Origin of the sequence: Olsenella sp. Marseille-QA0557 (genome assembly GCF_965119725.1) — a bacterium.
Classification (GTDB): Bacteria; Actinomycetota; Coriobacteriia; order Coriobacteriales; family Atopobiaceae; genus Coprovicinus; species Coprovicinus avistercoris.
This window is the reverse complement of the sequence record NZ_CBCPMI010000001.1, coordinates 1,812,675-1,830,172: the sequence shown is the minus strand read 5'-3', so window position 1 is coordinate 1,830,172 and position 17,498 is coordinate 1,812,675. Positions and strand designations below refer to the sequence as shown.

The window sequence follows — 17,498 nt, the reverse complement described above, 5'->3', positions numbered from 1 at the left end:
GCACTGCAACCTATTATATGGACGCGTGTTAGAATCGGTACGAAGTTTAAGAAGCTCTCCGTACACGGATTGCGTCTTTCTTTATAAAACAATACTAGGAAACGTGGTATTACGTTAGATGGAAGGATTCAGATGACAAGCGACATCGGACTGCCCTCGGATTTCAACCCCGATCTGTACGACGTCATCGTCATCGGCGCCGGCTATGCAGGTGCCACTTGTGCACGTCGTCTTGCGGAGACGTGTGGTTCTCGCGTAGCTGTTCTTGAGCGCCGAAATCATATTGCAGGTAATGCGTACGATTGTCTCGATGCCGCCGGTATTCTTATCCATAAGTATGGGCCGCATATCTATCACACATACAATGACCGTGTGCATCAATTCTTGTCTCGCTTTACTGAGTGGACGGACTATCAGCATAAGGTGCTTGCCAACATTCATGGCACTCTCATGCCGGTGCCTTTTAACCACACTTCTTTGAAGTTGGCTTTTGGCGAAGAGCACGGAGAGCATCTCTACGAAAAGCTTGTAGCCACATTCGGTGAAAATAAAAAAGTGCCTATTATGGAGCTTCGCGAGAAGAACGATGCTGAACTCGCAGAAGTTGCCGATTACGTGTATGAAAATGTATTTCTGCACTACACCATGAAGCAGTGGGGTAAAACCCCTGACCAAATTGATCCTTCTGTTACAGGACGTGTACCGGTATTTATCGGTGATGATGACCGTTATTTCCCGCAGGCTCCACATCAGGGCATGCCGGTTGATGGTTATACACGCCTTTTTGAGCGCATGCTTGATCACGATCTTATCGATGTCTTTCTTGAAGTGGATGCTCGCGATCTTTTGGGCTTTAGCTCCGATGGCATAACCGTGCGTGAGCGTCCGTATGGCGGAGAGATTATCTATACCGGTCCACTGGATGAGCTCTTTGATTACGATTTGGGCGCTTTGCCATATCGAACACTTGATATGGTGTTTGAGACGCTCGATCAGGATCAATTCCAGCCAGTGGGTACGGTTAATTACACAACGAGTGAAGACTTCACGCGTATTACCGAATTCAAGAATATGACAGGTCAGGTTGTTCCTGGTAAAACAACTATTATGCGTGAATATTCCAAGGCTTATGAACCCGGTAGTGGGCAGACGCCTTATTACGCCATCATTGAAGATGAAACTCAAGCACTGTATCGTCGCTATCGCGAGCGTGTTGAGGGCCTGCTCAATTTCCATCCAGTGGGCCGTCTTGCAGAGTATCGTTATTACGACATGGATGCCGTCTGTGCCTCTGCGCTCGAATTGAGCGATGAGATAGTGGCACAGCGCTAGTGAGGATTGCTGGGTAATGTCAGAGCTACAGCGAACGGAGCATATCGAAGGAAAGACCATCACATTTGGTATTCCTTGTTACAACTCTGCTGACTATATGGATCATTGCATCTCTTCCATTCTGGAAGGGTCTGAGTATGCAGATGACATTCAGATTGTCATTGTTGATGATGGCTCTCAGAAAGATACCACCCCTCAGAAAGCCGATGAGTGGGCAGAGCGCTATCCCAATCTCATCAAAGCAGTCCACCAAGAAAATGGTGGACATGGGATGGGCATTTTGGCCGCTTTACGTGAAGCCGATGGGGCATATTTTAAAATCGTCGACTCGGACGACTGGGTGGATGGTGCTGCGCTCGCTGAGTTGTTAGAAAAATTAAGACGTTTTGTCTTTTTGGCCTTGCCGGTTGATCTTGTAATTACTAACTACGTGCATGAGCACGTTGCTGATGGTAAGCAGAGCATTGTTGATTTTCGCTATGCGCTTCCACGCAATAAGGTGATTGGGTGGGACAAGATCGGCAGCTTTAATATGGCGCAGTATCTGCTTATGCATGCGCTTTGCTATCGCACTGAAATCTTGCGCCAAGGCGGTTTGCCACTCCCAGCTCATACCTTCTATGTAGACAATATCTATGCGTATGTTCCTCTGCCACGCTGTCGATCGCTTTATTATCTCGATGTTGATCTTTATCGGTACTTCATTGGACGTGAAGATCAATCGGTTAACGAGAGCATTATGGTTTCTCGAGTCGATCAACATATCCGTGTCACTCGCATTATGATGCATGCATACCATATTCACGATGATGTTGAGCAGCCTCGTTTACGCAGGTACATGTATAACTACTTCACCCTCATGATGGCTGCAGCTTCAGTGTATTCGCGCATCTCTGATAAACCCAACGCTATGGATGAATGTGAAGCCCTTTGGGATGAACTTAAGGCCTATGATGACCGCATGTATCGTCGTGCTCGACATGGCGCAATGGGTGTCGCAACAAATCTGCCCACTGACGTGGGCAGAAAAACAACCATTGGCATCTATCGCGTGGCTCAGCGTTTATATCGGTTTAACTAGACAAGTTATACATCGCACGCTGCAATAAAGCCGTATGACGAAATTGCTTGTCGTGCTCCATCAACAATTGCGCTTTCAAGAGCGTTTTGAGCAAGCGCACCAACCACATCGACATCGGCTGGTATCTCACCTGTAGCCATGACAAAGATGGTGTCACCATCATTTGTGGTATGTGTTGGCACTATGGCATGCGCATAGGCATCTGCCGCCATTTGAGCTACTTTGGTTGCCTGGGCTTTTGTAAGCTTTGCATTGGTGACAATACAAGAAATAGTAGTATTAGTGCGCTCTAAGGGCATAGAAGCCGTTTGGTCTAAGAGTGCTGCTAATGAAGCACCCTGTGGCAGGTTGGTTTTTTCATCACGCATCCCGGCTATCCAAGAACCCGTAAAGGGATCGTGAATATCACCAACAGCGTTTACTGCTGCGATAGCACCACAAACCAATCCGTTGGGTCCTTGAGATACTGCTTCACCTAAACCGGATTTCATGGCACGCTCGGGGCCTGCAAGCTTACCAACGGTGCAGCCGGTACCAGCGCCTACACACCCACGCTCAAGTGGAGATGGAGGATTTTCTCGACTGAGTGCAACTCGACAGGCAAGTTCGCCGTCTTCTCGTGTGGGATGAGCGTGTGCATCTCCGCACGCTAAGTCAAACAGACATGCACCACTTACAATGGGCACTACACCAACACCTACATCAAGGCCAATGCCTTGGCGTGCTAGTTCATTTGCAACGCCACAGGAAGCCTCGAGTCCAAAGGCACTGCCGCCAGATAGAACAACCGCATGTAGCACATCTACTGTCTCTTCAGGGCGTAATAAATCGGTCTCTCGTGTTGCAGGGGCTCCGCCGCGCACATCGACACCACCGGTTGCTCCTGCAGGGCAAATAATAACGGTGCAGCCTGTTGCTCTTTCGGAATTTGTTGTATGTGCAGCGAATATTCCAGGTATCTGCGTAATACTTTCGATGGAATTAGGCATGTATGCCTCCCAAACAGCTCAGAATAAACGGAGATTCACAACGAGAATAACGTTCCAAGAGTAAGTCAAGTTCGCGAACTGTTCGGGCGAGAGGAAGTCCTACGACAGTGAAATAATCACCATCAATCGTATCTACGAGCAAAGATCCTCGGCCCTGTATGCCGTAAGAGCCGGCCTTATCAAAAGGCTCGCCGCTTGCAATATATGCTTCGATAACTGCATCTGAAAGAGGATAGAAAGAAACATACGCTGTTTCTACGAACGTTGTTTCGGCAAGGAATTTTGGAACGGTTTCATCTACAAGAACAATGCTGACGCCGGTAGAAACGGTATGCGTGTTGCCGGATAAGAGATGAAGCATAAAACGTGCTTGATCTGGATCTTTAGGCTTCCCAAGTTCACGGCCATTGAAGGCCACCGTAGTGTCAGCAGCAATAATAATATCGCCTGGTTGTGCATCGCCATTCTCGAGAGCAGCATGGGCTTTTATTTGAGAAAGACGTGATACAAGCTCTTGTGGTGACTCATTTTCGAGAGGAGTTTCGTCAACTGCTTGTGGTTTCACCGAAGGTACTACGCCAACAGTTCGAAGCAGCGCCTCTCGTCGAGGGGAGCCAGAAGCTAGAAGGACATGTTTCATGAATGAGATCTCCTGTTGGAACGGACTAAGTGAGTAACCGTCTCTACATGAAAAGTTTGCGGGAATAAATCTACCGGAGTTATTGATGCAATATCGAACGCACCGTTTAAACGAAAACGGGCAAGATCTCGCGAAAGCGTTGCGGGATCACAGGAAACATACGCTATTGCACGTGCTGGTTGTTCGCAGAGCAATTCAACCACTTGTTCGGACAGACCAGAACGAGGCGGATCAACAACGATAATATCTGCCTCATCATCCGGAAATTCCCGTCCTGCATCGCCACCTTGAGCATCAACATTTGTAAGGTTTGCCGTTTCTAAATTCCGTCGTAAATCCCGCACAGCAGGACCGTAGCTCTCTACGGCATAGACAAAATCACATGTTTGGGCAAGCGGCAGGGTAAACGTTCCAGCTCCAGAATAGAGATCCATTGCAATGTCTTCAGCAGTGGGCTGAAGAGCATCGATAACTAAGGATATGAGTTGTTCTGCACCAGCGGTATTTACCTGGAAAAAAGAAGGAGCTGAGAAACTCATTCGGTTATCTCCAATAAGTTCCTGCCAATTACCGCTGCCACTGAGACGCTCAACCCCTGCAATTCGACGGGCTTTAGAGGGGCCCTTTGTTAGAACACGCACAACTGAGGTGGTTTTAAGGGCATCGTTGAGGATTTTTGCCGCCTGTGCACGGGGAAAAGGTCCCGGTGTTGTCCAAAGAGCGATTTCAACGTTTTTAGTGCGTCGCGAGGCACGAATGCCTATACGTTCAAACGATAAATCATGCGAGTTTGAAAGATAGGTAAGTGCGCCTGCAACGGCACGCGGAACACGAGCAAAGTGTTTATCAAGTAAAGGACAGGCATTGGCTTTTAGGACATGATTATCGCCTAGAGCATGCATGCCTAACATTGATCGTCCAGATGAACGAGAAAAGGCCAGTTCAATTTTGTTGCGGTATCCCCAAGCTTCATCGGTATGTCGACATGTTGCAACAAGTTTCTCTGCTTCATCAGAAGAGAAATGCCCGATGCGAGTAAGTGCGTCTATTACGCAGGAACGTTTTGCTTCGAGCTGTGCTGTGCGAGCCAGCGATGCCCAAGGGCAGCCGCCACATTCATCTGAAAGGGGACAGGGCGAAGAAATCCGGTTAGGGCCGGGTTCTAGTACCTCAGCAATGCGCGCTCGCGAAAAGCTCGATCCTTCTGAGAGAATTTCTGCTTCCACATAATCGCCCGGTGTTCCACCTCTTACAAAAACTGCCTTACCATTGCCATCGTGAGCGATGGCATCCGGTCCATAGGTCATGCGTTCAATGGTGAGTTTCATATATACGTCGCCTAGGATTGTTTGTTGTTAGTTCCGCGGAAGAGAGTTTTTATTCCAAGGACGATAAGTGCAAAAGCGGTGGCAAATCGTCCTCGATGATGCAAATCAATTGCTGCGATATCACTTGGCTTATTTGTGTGTGACTCTACAGGACCCTCTATTTCAACCGTTTCAATAATGGGCTCCACTATCTCTTCGACTTCATCAGGGTTAGACGAAGCTTCTGATGAAACCGACTCTGATGCTTTCTGCTCAACGACACTCTCGTTCACCGGGGTTATGTCTTCAGTGGACTGAGGAGAGGAAACTGTTTCAGCCGCAATATCAGAAGCCACCTCTTGAGTTAAAGGAGCTTCCGTTATTTCCACTCGAGCATCGGTGTCTTCAGTCTCATGTACAGCGGGATCGGCCTCAGTTGCAAGACGTGGGTGAGTTTCTGCAGATCCTGACATCACGAGAAGATCGTGCAGTCCCCCCTGAGGCAGTTTTGGCATCACGACAGAAATAGGATAAAGCGCTGCCTTACGGCCTGAAATAGCATTGGATGAACGACGATAAGCCAACTCAATCATGAGCTGCTGACTGTCGATTGCCGGATCATCCTCATTGCGCTCAACACGTTTCCATGTGCCATTTTGCGTGAGAATACGAGCCTTTACATTGTCAGCAAGCTGGAGGTTCATATAAGAGATAACCATTTTGCGACAGATGGGGTCAAGAACTGGATAGGCTATCTCGACACGTCGCTCGGTGTTTCGCGTCATCATGTCAGCGCTTGAAAGATAAATTGTATCCACGTCGGCGCCAAAGGCATACACACGAGAATGTTCAAGAAGACGTCCAACAATTTGATGGACATGCACATTGTTGGTAATCCCTTTGATTCCGGGGCGAATACAACAGATGCCACGGATGATCATGATGACCCTTACGCCGGCTTGTGATGCATAGGCAATCTTGTCGATAACATCACGATCGGTAAGTGAGTTCATCTTGAGGAATACCTGAGCGGGCATACCAGCTTGAGCTCGAGCAATTTCTCGATCTATGCCACGCATAATGAGAGGCTTGAGCCCTGTTGGTGCAACACCGAGATAGGCGTACGTGCCTGCAAGATTGCCAATTGAGAGATTGCGGAAAAATGCGTTGCCGTCGTTTCCAATTCCTTCATGAGAGGTAAGGAGCATAAAGTCTGAGTAAAGACGAGCTGTCTTCTCATTGAAGTTGCCGGTTCCAAGACAGGTAATACGGCTTATTTTGCCGCTTTCATGATAGGTGATCTGGCATATCTTTGAATGACATTTAAAGCCTTCGGAACCATATATAACGGTGCAGCCTGCAGACTCCAGACGCTCTGCCCACTGAATATTATTGGCTTCATCAAAACGTGCACGGAGTTCCATTAAAACAGTGACATCTTTGCCATTCTCAGCAGCTGCAATGAGACTTTCACACAGTCTCGATTGCTTTGCTACACGATAGAGGGTGATTTTGACTGAAATACAGTCATCGTCGTTTGAAGCCTCGCGGAGTAAGTCGAGCAGAGGGGACATGCTTTCATAGGGATAGAACAGCAAAATGTCATGATCCATGACTTGTTGACGCATAGGTTTACCCTGTTCTACCAGAGGAGAAAGCTGCGGCTCGAAGGGTTGGAAGACGAGTTTAGAAGCAACGCGCTTTGGAAGGAGGTCTTCCAAGTCATACACGTATGAAAGGTCAAGCGGGATTTCGACATGTGATACTCGTTCGCGTGAAAGCTTGAGCTCTTTGCGAATAAAGCTGGTAAGGGATTCGTCAAATGGAGCAAATGAGCTCATCTCAAGGCGAACAGGCTCAAGACGCTGGCGCCGCTTGAGGACCTTTTTCATATGTTGGCGATAGTCCTCTTCCTCTTCCACTCCTTCGCCATCTGGATCTATATCAGCGTTGCGGGTAACGCGAATGATGCATGCCGATGTGGGGACATAGCTACCAAAACACTCGCTCAAGTTGGCGATGATGACATCCTCTAGCAAGGTGTATCGAGAGGTTTGGGAGCCGGAAGATAGCGGAATGACGCGATCAAGGGTTGGCGGAACCTCAACCATTCCCAACAGTCCCTTTTCATCGGGCCCATCGAGCGAGCACATGACATAGAGAAGTCCATTTCTTAAGTTAGGAAAAGGATGGCGTGGATCGACAATAAGAGGAGAAATAATAGGGGAGAGACGCTGACGGAAATAGTGCGTCATTGCAGTGATATCGGCTTCTGTGGCAGTTGCAGGCGTAACGCGAATAAGCCCCTCTTGAGCGAGGGCGGCTTCCGTACGATGAAATGCCTCTTCATGACGATCTAACATCTCTGGGAGCTGCTTAAAAATTTTCTCAAGCTGCTCACTCGGTGTGAGATTTGATTTATTGTCACGAGGCTGGTGCTTGAGGGTAGCAAGCTCAGAAAGTCCTCCGATTCGAATCATGAACCATTCATCGAGATTGCTTGCAAAAATAGAAACGAACTTGAGGCGCTCAAAAAGAGGCACGGTGGGATCAAATGCCTCATCTAAAACTCGCATGTTGAACTGTAACCAACTCAACTCACGATTTTGTGTATAAGAAAAATCTCGTTCGGAATGCTTGCCAGCGTTCTTGCGCCCTTCAAATTTTGAAACACGCCGTGCGAGACCCTCAGGACTGCGCTCGAAAGGTTCAAGTGAAAGGTCCTTATCATCAGTTTGTTTACGGGATTTTTTGCTAGCTTCTTTCTTTGCCATAGCTCCCCCCGGCATCGTTGTGTGTACTAATAATGTTACCAGGGCTCTAGGCGTATAATCACAAGGGATGTGCAAGTAGAGAAACCCTTACATACTCACTTCGAAAGCTCCAGATATGCATAATGCATCTTGAATTTGTCAATATTGAAAATTGATCGTAAGTGGTTATAACTATATTTTAAATCGTAGTCCACATTTTATTGCTAGGAAATAAATACCAGGTGAAAAGGGTTATTATTGCAAAATATGAAATGGTCGCATCAGTTGGATAAACCCGATTACGGTGCTGCTTACTCCGCTCACCCGTCTGCTCTATTTATTGGATAGAATGGCGATATGCTACGAAGATAATTCATAGTGTTGCGTTGGCATGCAGTGTGTTGTCTATGAGAGGAGACCTCGCATATGTCAAAAGGGCTGTCTGTTCATAGCGAGATTGGGACTTTACGTAAAGTCATGCTCCATCGTCCAGGAGAAGAGCTTCTCAATCTTGTGCCAGATGAGCTCCCTCATTTTCTCTTTGACGATATTCCATATCTTGAGGTGGCTCAGCAAGAGCATGATACGTTCGCTCAGGTTCTTCGCGACCAGGGCGTGGAAGTTGTGTATTTAGAGCACTTAGTTGCTGAGGCGCTCGATGCTGCGGGCAGTCGTGATGAGTTTTGTACGCGATGGCTCGAAGAGTCGGGATTACGTGGTAAACGTACACGTGCTGCTGTGCGCGAGTTCATGGATTCCATCGAAGACACCGAGGCCTTTGTCTGCAAATGCATAGCTGGTGTTCGTGCAAACGAAGTTGATCTTCCTATTGAGGCTGGGTCGCGCTTAGCGGATCATATTCGCCCTGGACAAGGTGGGGAAGTTTCTCTTCTCGTAGATCCTATGCCAAACGCTTACTTCACAAGAGATCCTTTTGCTGTGGTTGGGCATGGTGTTTGTCTGAATCACATGTATTCTGACGTGCGCAATCGTGAAACGTTGCTGGGTCAATTTTTGTTCCGCGATCATCCTCACTATTGCGATACGCCGCTGTGGTATCACCGCAACAGTGCATTCCATATGGAGGGTGGCGACATCCTTAATCTTTCAGCCAAATGCTTGGCTATCGGTATTTCTCAGCGAACACAAGCTTCCGCAATTGATACGCTTGCGCAGCATATATTGTGGGAACGGCAAGATCTTTCTGAAATAGATTCGATCTTGGCGTTTAATATTCCTGTCTCTCGTGCTTTCATGCACTTGGATACGGTTTTTACGCAGATAGACATTGATAAGTTCACCATTCATCCTGGCATTATGGGAACTTTGCAAGTCTTCGAGCTTTCTCGTGGTTCTCATCCGGGATCTGTTCGAATTGTTGAGCATAACGATACGCTTGAACACATTCTTGCTCATGCTCTGGGGCTTGATTCTGTCACGCTGGTTGAGTGTGGTGGCGGCGATCCGGTAGCAGCTGCTCGTGAGCAGTGGAATGACGGATCTAACACCCTCGCAGTTGCTCCTGGTCGAATTTGTGTTTATCAGCGAAATAATGTGACAAATGAAGCTTTGTACAAGGCTGGTCTCGATCTTCTTGTGGTGCCTTCATCTGAGCTTTCTCGTGGTCGTGGAGGTCCAAGATGCATGAGCATGCCATTTGAGCGTGACGAGGTTATTCAATAAGTTTGATTGTTGTTAAGTGCTCAGATTTTGCAGCTGAGCTTCAATAATTGAAAGGAAGGTATATAGATGGGCGTCAACCTCTCCGGGAGAAGCTTTATTAAACTTCTCGATTTTTCAACTGAGGAGATTGAGTATCTGCTCAAGCTGTCTAAGAACTTTAAGGATCTCAAGCGCACTGGTACACCCCATCGTTATCTTGAAGGAAAGAATATCGTTCTGCTCTTCCAAAAGACTTCTACCCGTACACGTTGTGCCTTTGAGGTAGGCGCTATGGATTTGGGTATGGGTGTAACTTATCTCGATCCAGGCAGCTCACAGATGGGCAAGAAAGAATCCATTGAGGATACCGCCCGGGTGCTGGGCCGCATGTATGACGGTATTGAGTTCCGTGGCTTTGCTCAGGAAGATGTTGATGAGCTTGCTGCAAAGAGCGGTGTGCCTGTCTGGAATGGTCTGACTGATCTTTGGCATCCTACACAGATGCTTGCCGATGTTCTTACGATTCAAGAGAACTTTAATTACGATATTAAGGGTAAGACTGTTGTCTTTATGGGCGATGCCAAGAACAATGTTGCCCGTTCTCTTATGGTGGTGTGCGCCAAGCTCGGCATGAATTTTGTTGCCTGCGGACCTGAAGAGTGCATGCCCGCCGATGATGTTATTGAGGCTTGCACACCCATTGCCGCTGAGAATGGCTGCACCATTACGCTCTCTCAGGATCCTCAGACTGCTTGTGCTGGCGCACATGTTATCTATACCGATGTTTGGGTCTCCATGGGTGAGCCGGATGAGGTTTGGACTGAGCGTATCGCCCAGCTCACGCCTTATCGTGTAACGAAGGAGCTTATGGCTCTTGCTGACCCGTCTGCTATTTTCCTTCATTGTCTTCCTGCGTTCCACGATACCAATACCACCATTGGTGCTGATATTGCCAAGAAGTTTGGCGTAACAGAGATGGAAGTTGAAGACGAAGTATTTGAGTCTCGTCAGTCAAAAGTCTTTGATGAAGCTGAAAATCGCATGCACACCATCAAGGCTGTGATGTACGCTACATTGCGGTAAATAGAAGCACATCTAAGCGCTCCCATACACGAATACAACACCTGGAGGTTGTTATGGATATGCCCGTTATAGGCGTAGAAGATTGGCTTAATGTATGGGAGCGCAGTGCGCGCGTTGATATTGCTCAATCCACCATTGCTTCTCTTACGTTTGAAGAGCTTCAGGCGCTGGACGGAGAAGGCGGAGCAACACTTCGTGATGCTATTGCTGCTGAGAAGCTCAATTATGGATGGATCGAAGGGTCACCTGCTTTTAAAGAGCAAGTGGCAAGTCTTTATACAACTGATATTGCACCAAACCGGATTTTACAAACAAATGGATGTACCGGCGCGAATCTCAATGCACTTATGGCAGTAGTCCGTCCAGGCGATCATGTTATTGCTGAGTGGCCTACCTATGCTCCGCTCTATGAGATACCCCGGGCTCTTGGAGCTGAGGTTGAGTATTGGCAGATTCATGAAGAGCTTGGATGGCACCCTGACATAGAGGAACTTGAACGCCTTATACGTCCAAATACGCGTCTCATCTGTATAAATAATGCCTCCAATCCTATTGGCACGGTGCTTTCTGCTGAAGAAATTAAGGCGATTGTTGAAATAGCTTCATCGGTTGGTGCCTATGTTTTAAGCGATGAAGTGTATCTTCCACTTGAAGATACTGATGATTTTGTTTCTGTGATTGATGTTTACGATCGTGGCATTGTTACCAACTCGGTATCAAAAACATATTCTCTGCCTGCAGCACGCATCGGCTGGGTCATTGCTAATGATGAGATTTCTCAAACAATTCGTATCCTTCGTGATTACACCATGATTTCCGGCGGTGCCATTAACGATTGCTTGGCAACCTATGTTCTTGCTCATCGTGATCGTGTTCTTGCGCGTAATTCCGCCATCATGCAAAAGAATCGTGCGATTGTAGAACAATGGGTTGCCCAACAACCGCGTGTTCATTGGACGGTGCCAAAGGGAGTTTCAACCTCATACGTTCGTTTTGATTTGCCTAATAACCTTGATGACGAAACTTTCTGTCTTGATCTTTTACACAAGCGTGGTGTTCTTTTGGTGCCCGGAAGTCGTTTTGAGCTCCCTTGTGGCGCTCGTTTGGGGTATTGCGCACGGTCTGAGGTCTTAGAAAAAGGCCTCACACTGCTGGGTGAGGCCTTATCAGAACTCGACTAATCAGAACGTGACTTAATACGTCATGCCCATTGCTTCACGGACCTGTTCGAGGGTAGCTGAAGCAATTTGGCGTGCTTGCTGATTGCCCTCGTGAATTACGTTGGCAACATAATCCATATCCTGAGCAATTTCTTCTCGGCGTGCTCGAATCGGGGCAAAGTAATCGTTAACTACTTCGGTGACGTAGCGCTTGAGCTGTCCTGCGCCACCGTCGCCAATTTCGTCAGCGATTTCTGTTGCATCGCGACCAGTGCAAATTGCCGCTGTGGAAAGAAGTCCAGAAATCTCAGGACGGTTCTCAGGGTCAAAGGTAATGGTGCGCTCGGAATCGCTGCGCGACTTTTTGATGAGCCTTGCAGTTTCTTCTGCTGTCATTGAGAGTGAAATGGCGTTTCCGTAAGATTTGCTCATTTTGCGGCCGTCTAAACCAGGCATCAGAGGTGTTGAGGTGAGAAGTCCTACTGGCTCGGGGAAGACAGGGGCATAGCGTTCATTGAAGCGACGGGCGATTTTGTCAGTTATTTCAATATGGGGGAGTTGGTCACGACCAACTGGCACGATATTGCCCTTGCAGAATAAAATGTCACAGGCCTGGTGGACTGGATAGGTAAGTAATAGTCCTGTTAGAGCATGGCCCGATGCTTGCTGCTCTGCCTTAACAGTTGGATTGCGCTCCATTTCTGCTTCGGTAACAAGCGAAAGAAACGGCAGCATGAGTTGGTTAAGCTCAGGAATTGCCGAATGGGTAAAGATCATGGTTTTAGATGGATCAATGCCGCAGGCTAAATAATCTACGACCATGTTGTAAACGTTATCGCGGATGTGCTCTGTGGTATCGCGATCAGTTATGACCTGGTAATCGGCAATAACAATGTTGGTGTGAATTCCCATGTTCTGCAACCGCACACGGTCTACCAGCGTGCCAAAGTAATGGCCAAGATGTAGGCGGCCTGTTGGCCTGTCGCCTGTAAGCATGGTGTAATTCTCGGGGTGCTTGCTGAGGTCGGCATGAACCTCATCACTTTTTCTTTGTGCCGCCTCGTAGCTTCCCTCGTTAGGCATATGACTCCTCCTGGTATCTGTGTTTATGTTCACGCTTTTGCGTTATGTAGTCGCAAGGTCTTATGGTAACGCAGCCGATGGGTATACGCTTTGATAAGTGTGTGGTTCTTGTTGCTGTTGGGAACTTCAAACAATCCACGTATTCTGTTTATATACAACCTATTGTGTTTCAACGGGCTTCTGAACCACAATTTGCATCTCTTCTACCTGCGCATTCTTTATTCGTGCAGGATAAAAGAAGCACAAGATATAGTACCGTTTACAAAATTACACACAACTGATGGGGCATTCTGCTATATTTGTCCATGCAATGCGCTACTATATGTCATGCGTCTCCGATCTTATGAGATGTAGAACGTCTTTAACGAGTAGAGGAATAATCCTATGAAGATCATTAAACGCAATGGTTCCGAAGTGAGCTTTGATCTCTCTAAGATTTCAAATGCTATTCGTGCTGCCAACAAAGAAGTGCCTTTTGATGAGCGTCTGACAGAGCGTCAGGTCGTATATGCCTCCGAGAACGTTCAGGATCGTTGTGAAGCAGCTGGACATACCGTTACGGTAGAAGAGATTCAGGACATGGTTGAGGATGAAATCATGGCACTGGGTCGTTTTGAGGTTGCTCGCAAGTACATCATCTATCGTTACGTTCAGAGCCTCAAGCGCCAGAAGAACACAACTGATGACAAGATCCTCTCGCTTATTGAGTGCAACAATGAGGATGTTAAGCAAGAGAATTCCAATAAGAACCCCACCGTTAACTCAGTACAGCGCGACTATATGGCAGGCGAGATTTCCAAGGATCTTACCATGCGTATGCTGCTGCCTGATGATGTGGTGCAGGCTCATAACGAGGGTATTATCCATTTCCATGATGCCGACTATTTTGCCCAGCATATGCATAACTGCGATTTGGTAAACCTTGATGACATGCTTCAGAATGGCACGGTTATCTCAGGTACCCTTATCGAGAAGCCACATAGCTTCTCAACGGCCTGCAATATTGCTACGCAGATTATCGCTCAGGTTGCTTCTAACCAGTATGGCGGTCAGTCCATTTCCCTTACGCACCTTGCTCCCTTTGTTGAGATTAGCCGTAAGAAGATTCGTCGCCAGGTAATCAATGAGATGAATGAGCTTGGCATTGAGCCCGCAATGGATAAGCTCAACGAGATCGTTGAAAAAAGGCTTCGTGAAGAAATTCGTCGTGGCGTACAAACGATTCAGTATCAGGTTGTCACGCTTATGACTACAAATGGACAGGCTCCATTTGTAACAGTCTTTATGTATTTGGGCGAAGCTACCGATGAACGTACGAAGCGCGATTTGGCACTCATTATCGAAGAGACACTTCGCCAGCGTTATGAGGGCGTTAAGAATGAGTCTGGTGTCTGGATCACTCCTGCATTCCCGAAGCTGATCTACGTGCTCGAGCCCGATAATATCGATCCAGATTCTCCGTATTACTATCTCACCCAGTTGGCTGCAAAGTGCACTGCTAAGCGCATGGTGCCGGATTACATCTCTGAGAAGAAGATGCGTGAACTTAAGCTGTCAAAGGGCGAAAAACCCGGTGAAGGCGATTGCTATACCTGCATGGGTTGCCGTAGCTTCCTCACGCCAGACCGTTCTGGTAATGGCTTTGATAATATCGCCAATGCCGGCAACTATGAGCCGAATAAGCCAAAGTACTATGGTCGCTTTAACCAGGGAGTTGTTACCATAAACTTGCCTGATGTTGCTCTGTCTTCCGGCGGCGACATGGACCGTTTCTGGGAGATTTTTGACGAGCGTCTTGAGCTGTGCCATAAAGCCCTGCGCTGCCGTCATGAGCGTCTGAAGGGCACACTTTCTGACGCAGCACCTATCCTTTGGCAGTATGGTGCTTTAGCGCGCTTGCCTAAGGGCGCTCCTATCGATCCGCTGCTGTATGGTGGTTACTCCACCATTAGCCTTGGCTATGCGGGTCTGTATGAGTGCTGCCGTTTTATGACTGGTCACTCTCACACCGATCCCGAAGCAACTCCTTTTGCACTCGCTGTTATGCAGCGCATGAATGATAAGTGCACCGAGTGGAAGACGGCTGAGAACATCGACTATTCGCTCTATGGTACGCCGCTGGAGTCAACTACCTACAAATTTGCTAAGTGCCTGCAGCGTCGATTTGGCATTATCAAGGATGTAACTGATCATGGTTACATTACTAACAGCTATCACGTGAATGTACGTGAGCCCATTGATGCCTTTACTAAGCTTAAGTTTGAAAGTGAGTTCCAGCAGCTTTCACCAGGTGGTGCCATCTCATATGTTGAGGTTCCTGATATGCAGGATAACCTCGAAGCGGTTATGAGTGTGCTTCGCTATATTTACGACAACATCATGTATGCCGAGCTCAATACGAAGAGCGATTATTGCCAAGAGTGTGGCTACGATGGCGAGATCAGAATTGTCGAAGAGGATGGCAAGCTTGTCTGGGAGTGCCCGCATTGTGGCAATCGCGATCAGTCAAAGCTTAATGTTGCTCGCCGCACCTGTGGTTACATTGGTACGCAATTCTGGAATCAGGGCCGTACCGAAGAAATACGCGATCGCGTTATGCATCTCTAGTCCTATTCGTTGGATTGCATAGGACATAATAGATGGCGGATCTTGTTATAAGGTCCGCCATCTCTGTATAAGGAGTCATTTGTGAACTACGCAAATATTAAATACTGTGATATTGCTAACGGCCCTGGAGTTCGCACAACGCTTTTTGTGTCTGGGTGCCGGCTCGGATGTCCTGGCTGCTTTAATGCTGAGGCTTGGGACTTCAATGCGGGACAGCCGTTTGATGATGAGGTAGCGTCGCAGATAATAACTTCTCTTGAGCCTGAATATATTACAGGGCTTACCATTCTTGGGGGAGAGCCCATGGAGCCGGAAAATCAGGAGGGGCTAGTAGAATTTCTTGAATCAGTTCGAGAAAAATTTGGTGCAAAAAAGAGCATCTGGCTCTTTTCTGGTCACACATGGGAACAGCTTACACGCGGTGGAGCATGGCATCTTGGTGAGACAACAGATCGCATCCTTGAAGTGCTCGATGTCTTAGTGGACGGCCCTTTTGTCCAAGATCTCTACGATATAACTCTAAGATTTAGAGGCTCTTCGAATCAGCGGCTTATAGATGTGCCCACAACACTTTCTTCAGGAGAGGTCACTCTTTGGATGGATGAGGAAGTTTATGCCACACATCGTATGGACTAAATACAATAAGCTGCCATTAGTCCATACGATATATCTGGGAGATTCAATCTAATAGGTTGGATGCTTATCTAAATAGGTGGCTAGATCTGTGATTGCCTTTACATATCCCTTCAGGCCAAGACCTGTGATGGTTTCGATACAAGCAGCACGGACATATGAGCGCTGTCGGAAATCTTCACGTTCTTCAACTTTAGAAATATGTACTTCCACGGTTGGTATTTTTACTGCTTTTAAAGCGTCGAGAAGTGCAACTGAGGTATGTGTATAAGCGGCAGGATTGATAACAATGGCATCAAAGGTGCCAAGTGCTTGTTGAATTTGGTCAACAAGATCGCCCTCATGGTTTGATTGATAACAACTGCAGGACAAAAATCCTGCTTCTGCAGCAGCACGCTCACAGAGGTGAACAAGGTCGCTATAGGTCTCTGTGCCATAGACATTGGGTTCTCGGATGCCCAACATATTAATGTTAGGGCCATTGAGCACCAAAATATGACGACCAGTAGCATCGGCAGCAACTACGGTGGCATCCTTCGTATCTGGTGTTGAGTTCGGATCAACACGATTGTCCGATTCAAGAAGTTGATAAAGCTCATCAAGGGTGAGATCTTCACCCGGAAGGTCTTTCGTTGTTGCATTAGTCGAATCGGGTTGGGCAGAGAACGTATCAGATTTGTTGTTGCGGGGTTCTGTCTGAGTTGCATAGCCTTGTTGTTTTCCAGGGCTTATGACGATGTGCATAGCGCTCTTTACAGCTTCACTTGCAGAGGACGAAGGCGATACCTCTTCAGAGCGATTTCCGACAAGTTTACAAAACTGTTGGTACACCCCATCAACAACTGCAGGGCCAAACACCACTTCAATGCCACGATCCCCTCGGCCGATAACACCGAGAACGCCAGGAATTTGAGTGAGACTATCGACTGCAACTGCAGAAGTATTACGCAACGTCATTCGAAGGCGTGTCATGCAAACCGTACTCGCTAGCACATTATGTGCTCCTCCTACGGCTTCAATGACATTTCGGGCGATAGTGGCCTCAGGCATGATCCCGCCTTCCTTCATCCAAACATCCTTTACAGGGTGAGCAAATAAGAGATAATCCCAATTAAAGTAATGAGTTTATTAGCTTTGCCATATGAAATGAAGGCAGAACTCACTAAAA

At 47.4% G+C, this 17,498-nt stretch carries 13 protein-coding genes; 7 read left to right on the top strand and 6 right to left on the bottom strand.

Going from position 1 to position 17,498, the window contains the following annotated elements; genetic code table 11:
- Positions 1-132: 132 nt before the first annotated feature.
- Positions 133-1,332, top strand: coding sequence for a UDP-galactopyranose mutase (glf, locus tag ACQY6Y_RS08300; protein ID WP_428379870.1), 1,200 nt, complete (start codon positions 133-135; stop codon positions 1,330-1,332).
- Between the two features lie 16 nt (positions 1,333-1,348).
- Positions 1,349-2,413 (top strand): glycosyltransferase family 2 protein, encoded by a 1,065-nt coding sequence (locus tag ACQY6Y_RS08295; protein ID WP_428379869.1) that lies wholly within the window; start codon positions 1,349-1,351, stop codon positions 2,411-2,413.
- Between the two features lie 5 nt (positions 2,414-2,418).
- Here ACQY6Y_RS08295 and ACQY6Y_RS08290 read toward each other — a convergent pair whose 3' ends face one another.
- Genes ACQY6Y_RS08290 through ppk1 form a run of 4 tightly spaced genes read right to left on the bottom strand, consistent with a single transcriptional unit; the run spans position 2,419 to position 8,123 of the window.
- On the bottom strand, positions 2,419-3,402 hold the full coding sequence (locus ACQY6Y_RS08290) for a P1 family peptidase (protein ID WP_428379868.1): 984 nt from the start codon (positions 3,400-3,402) through the stop codon (positions 2,419-2,421).
- Entirely contained in the window at positions 3,395-4,042 is a 648-nt protein-coding gene (locus ACQY6Y_RS08285) for a Maf family protein (RefSeq protein ID WP_428379867.1), read from the bottom strand. Before ACQY6Y_RS08285 ends, ACQY6Y_RS08290 begins: the two co-directional genes overlap by 8 nt.
- The gene (rlmD, locus tag ACQY6Y_RS08280; protein ID WP_428379866.1) at positions 4,039-5,370 is read right to left on the bottom strand and encodes a 23S rRNA (uracil(1939)-C(5))-methyltransferase RlmD; all 1,332 of its coding nucleotides are present in this window, start codon (positions 5,368-5,370) and stop codon (positions 4,039-4,041) included. Before rlmD ends, ACQY6Y_RS08285 begins: the two co-directional genes overlap by 4 nt.
- Positions 5,371-5,381: 11 nt before the next feature.
- Positions 5,382-8,123 (bottom strand): polyphosphate kinase 1, encoded by a 2,742-nt coding sequence (ppk1, locus tag ACQY6Y_RS08275; RefSeq protein WP_428379865.1) that lies wholly within the window; start codon positions 8,121-8,123, stop codon positions 5,382-5,384.
- Between the two features lie 405 nt (positions 8,124-8,528).
- Between ppk1 and ACQY6Y_RS08270 the strand changes: the two genes are divergently transcribed.
- From ACQY6Y_RS08270 to ACQY6Y_RS08260, 3 genes are all read left to right on the top strand, one after another.
- Complete coding sequence (locus tag ACQY6Y_RS08270) at positions 8,529-9,785, top strand: arginine deiminase (RefSeq protein ID WP_428379864.1); 1,257 nt, start codon at positions 8,529-8,531, stop codon at positions 9,783-9,785.
- A 66-nt stretch (positions 9,786-9,851) separates the two neighbouring features.
- Complete coding sequence (argF, locus tag ACQY6Y_RS08265) at positions 9,852-10,847, top strand: ornithine carbamoyltransferase (RefSeq protein WP_428379863.1); 996 nt, start codon at positions 9,852-9,854, stop codon at positions 10,845-10,847.
- A gap of 53 nt (positions 10,848-10,900) precedes the next feature.
- Entirely contained in the window at positions 10,901-12,028 is a 1,128-nt protein-coding gene (locus ACQY6Y_RS08260; RefSeq protein ID WP_428379862.1) for an aminotransferase, read from the top strand.
- 12 nt (positions 12,029-12,040) lie between these two features.
- Here the strand turns inward: ACQY6Y_RS08260 and trpS are convergent, their stop codons facing one another.
- Positions 12,041-13,090, bottom strand: a complete 1,050-nt coding sequence (gene trpS / locus ACQY6Y_RS08255) for a tryptophan--tRNA ligase (RefSeq protein ID WP_428379861.1) — start codon at positions 13,088-13,090, stop codon at positions 12,041-12,043.
- A 384-nt stretch (positions 13,091-13,474) separates the two neighbouring features.
- On the opposite strand from trpS, the gene nrdD reads away from it, so the two are divergent.
- A complete protein-coding gene (nrdD, locus tag ACQY6Y_RS08250) occupies positions 13,475-15,697 on the top strand; it encodes an anaerobic ribonucleoside-triphosphate reductase (protein ID WP_428379860.1) in 2,223 nt (740 codons plus the stop codon).
- An 81-nt stretch (positions 15,698-15,778) separates the two neighbouring features.
- Positions 15,779-16,333, top strand: a complete 555-nt coding sequence (gene nrdG / locus ACQY6Y_RS08245) for an anaerobic ribonucleoside-triphosphate reductase activating protein (RefSeq protein WP_428379859.1) — start codon at positions 15,779-15,781, stop codon at positions 16,331-16,333.
- Between the two features lie 48 nt (positions 16,334-16,381).
- On the opposite strand, the gene aroQ is transcribed toward nrdG, so the two are convergent.
- The gene (gene aroQ, locus ACQY6Y_RS08240; protein ID WP_428379858.1) at positions 16,382-17,398 is read right to left on the bottom strand and encodes a type II 3-dehydroquinate dehydratase; all 1,017 of its coding nucleotides are present in this window, start codon (positions 17,396-17,398) and stop codon (positions 16,382-16,384) included.
- Between the last annotated feature and the right edge of the window lie 100 nt (positions 17,399-17,498).

Coding starts and splice junctions, on each gene's coding strand:
- glf (WP_428379870.1), top strand. CDS start 133: ATGACAAGCGACATCGGACTGCCCTCGGATTTCAACCCCGATCTGTAC.
- ACQY6Y_RS08295 (WP_428379869.1), top strand. CDS start 1,349: ATGTCAGAGCTACAGCGAACGGAGCATATCGAAGGAAAGACCATCACA.
- ACQY6Y_RS08290 (WP_428379868.1), bottom strand. CDS start 3,402: ATGCCTAATTCCATCGAAAGTATTACGCAGATACCTGGAATATTCGCT.
- ACQY6Y_RS08285 (WP_428379867.1), bottom strand. CDS start 4,042: ATGAAACATGTCCTTCTAGCTTCTGGCTCCCCTCGACGAGAGGCGCTG.
- rlmD (WP_428379866.1), bottom strand. CDS start 5,370: ATGAAACTCACCATTGAACGCATGACCTATGGACCGGATGCCATCGCT.
- ppk1 (WP_428379865.1), bottom strand. CDS start 8,123: ATGGCAAAGAAAGAAGCTAGCAAAAAATCCCGTAAACAAACTGATGAT.
- ACQY6Y_RS08270 (WP_428379864.1), top strand. CDS start 8,529: ATGTCAAAAGGGCTGTCTGTTCATAGCGAGATTGGGACTTTACGTAAA.
- argF (WP_428379863.1), top strand. CDS start 9,852: ATGGGCGTCAACCTCTCCGGGAGAAGCTTTATTAAACTTCTCGATTTT.
- ACQY6Y_RS08260 (WP_428379862.1), top strand. CDS start 10,901: ATGGATATGCCCGTTATAGGCGTAGAAGATTGGCTTAATGTATGGGAG.
- trpS (WP_428379861.1), bottom strand. CDS start 13,090: ATGCCTAACGAGGGAAGCTACGAGGCGGCACAAAGAAAAAGTGATGAG.
- nrdD (WP_428379860.1), top strand. CDS start 13,475: ATGAAGATCATTAAACGCAATGGTTCCGAAGTGAGCTTTGATCTCTCT.
- aroQ (WP_428379858.1), bottom strand. CDS start 17,398: ATGAAGGAAGGCGGGATCATGCCTGAGGCCACTATCGCCCGAAATGTC.